The following is a 1,309-nucleotide window of genomic DNA, read 5'->3' as shown; positions in this document are numbered from 1 at the left end:
GTCGCCGGCTGCCCTGACGCTCCGCCGCCGCCGACCTGCCGCTCCGCCGCCCCGTCACCGGACAGTCGAGATCGTGACTTCGGAGCGAGATCGACCAGTAGAAGCATCGATCTCGCTCCGAAGTCACGATCTCGCTCGGCCTCGGCTTGGAACTCGACGTCCTCCTCGGCTGATCGCCGTCCTGTTGGTCTGCCTCGTCGACAGCCGTCCGGCTGGGGACGCTGTGAGCGCATCGAGATGGACCTGGTCCGGGGACACTGAGGGTGCGGCTACTTCTCCGCCTTCTGCCGGCGGCGTGCGCGAGCCACCAGGTTGGCGGTGACTCCTGCTGCCACGATGCAGGTTCCTGCGCCGATGTAGAGGGCGGCCTGTTCTGTCGACGAGATGCCCGTCCTGTTCGCGAGGAAGATCAGCGCGATCATGATGGCCAGCTCGACGGCCAGGCTGACGAATCCGACGATGCGCTGGCGTCGGGAGCGGTTCATGCGCACCGGTTCCGCTCCGGGACGAAGGGGTAGACCAGGAGTCGGTTGGAGCACTTTCCGGAGGCTGCGATGAACACGGAGGCCGCAGTGATGATGGCGCCGCTGACGGTGCACAAGGCCAGGCCGACGGCAGGGATCAGGCAGATTGCCGTGGACAGAGCGAAGCCAGCGCCTGCGTAGATGAGATCCTGCTCGGTCGGGGTGAACTTCACGAAGACTCCGTAGCTGTTGCTCCCACCGGACATGCGGGGTGAGAACGCGGGCTCCTCCGAGGTGTACTCGAGCCCTCCAGGGAGGGTGTAGACCGTCGTCTGCGTACCTCCGATGATCGAGACCTCACGAGGGAACGGGGAGGACGCGAGGTCCTTGATGAGTTCCTCTTCGTCTGGGAGGTCTGAGGGCATGCCTATGGTGAGATCGAACGAAGACTGGTCGGCTGGTACCAGGCCTGTGGGCGGTTCAGAGGCAGTCGCTGGAGATGTCAATCCCCAGACGGAGAGCGCTAGGACGACCGTCGCTACGATACCTCTGTGTGATTGCCGCATGACATCCCCTTTATTATGGTTGTCCGCCTTTGGGCAACCTTGTGCTGCCAGACTAGACCCTTGGGTCGATTCGGACAATAGTCATTCAAAAGAGCAAAGTGGAGGACTAGCGCTGATTCGCGCTTTGGACCCTGCTCGAGGCTCGGGCACTCAGGCACCGAGACGCACGTCGCGGCAACAGGTAGGGGATTGCCTCCGGAGGTGATGCCTCCGACCAGACGACAGGAGCTTTCTCTTATACACATCGGACGCTGCCGACGAGGTGTAGGTTTTGTTGGG

The 1,309-nt window shown here is 62.9% G+C and carries 2 protein-coding genes; both read right to left on the bottom strand.

The features are described from left to right. Positions 1–269: 269 nt before the first annotated feature. Positions 270–485 (bottom strand): hypothetical protein, encoded by a 216-nt coding sequence (locus HZZ10_RS19065; protein ID WP_179914722.1) that lies wholly within the window; start codon positions 483–485, stop codon positions 270–272. After that, positions 482–1,030, bottom strand: a complete 549-nt coding sequence (locus tag HZZ10_RS19060; RefSeq protein WP_218928977.1) for a hypothetical protein — start codon at positions 1,028–1,030, stop codon at positions 482–484. The genes HZZ10_RS19065 and HZZ10_RS19060 overlap by 4 nt, the downstream gene beginning before the upstream one ends. Between the last annotated feature and the right edge of the window lie 279 nt (positions 1,031–1,309).

Source organism: Sanguibacter inulinus, assembly GCF_013415325.1.
GTDB classification, from domain to species: Bacteria; Actinomycetota; Actinomycetes; order Actinomycetales; family Cellulomonadaceae; genus Sanguibacter; species Sanguibacter inulinus.
This window is presented reverse-complemented; position numbering and strand designations above follow the sequence as displayed.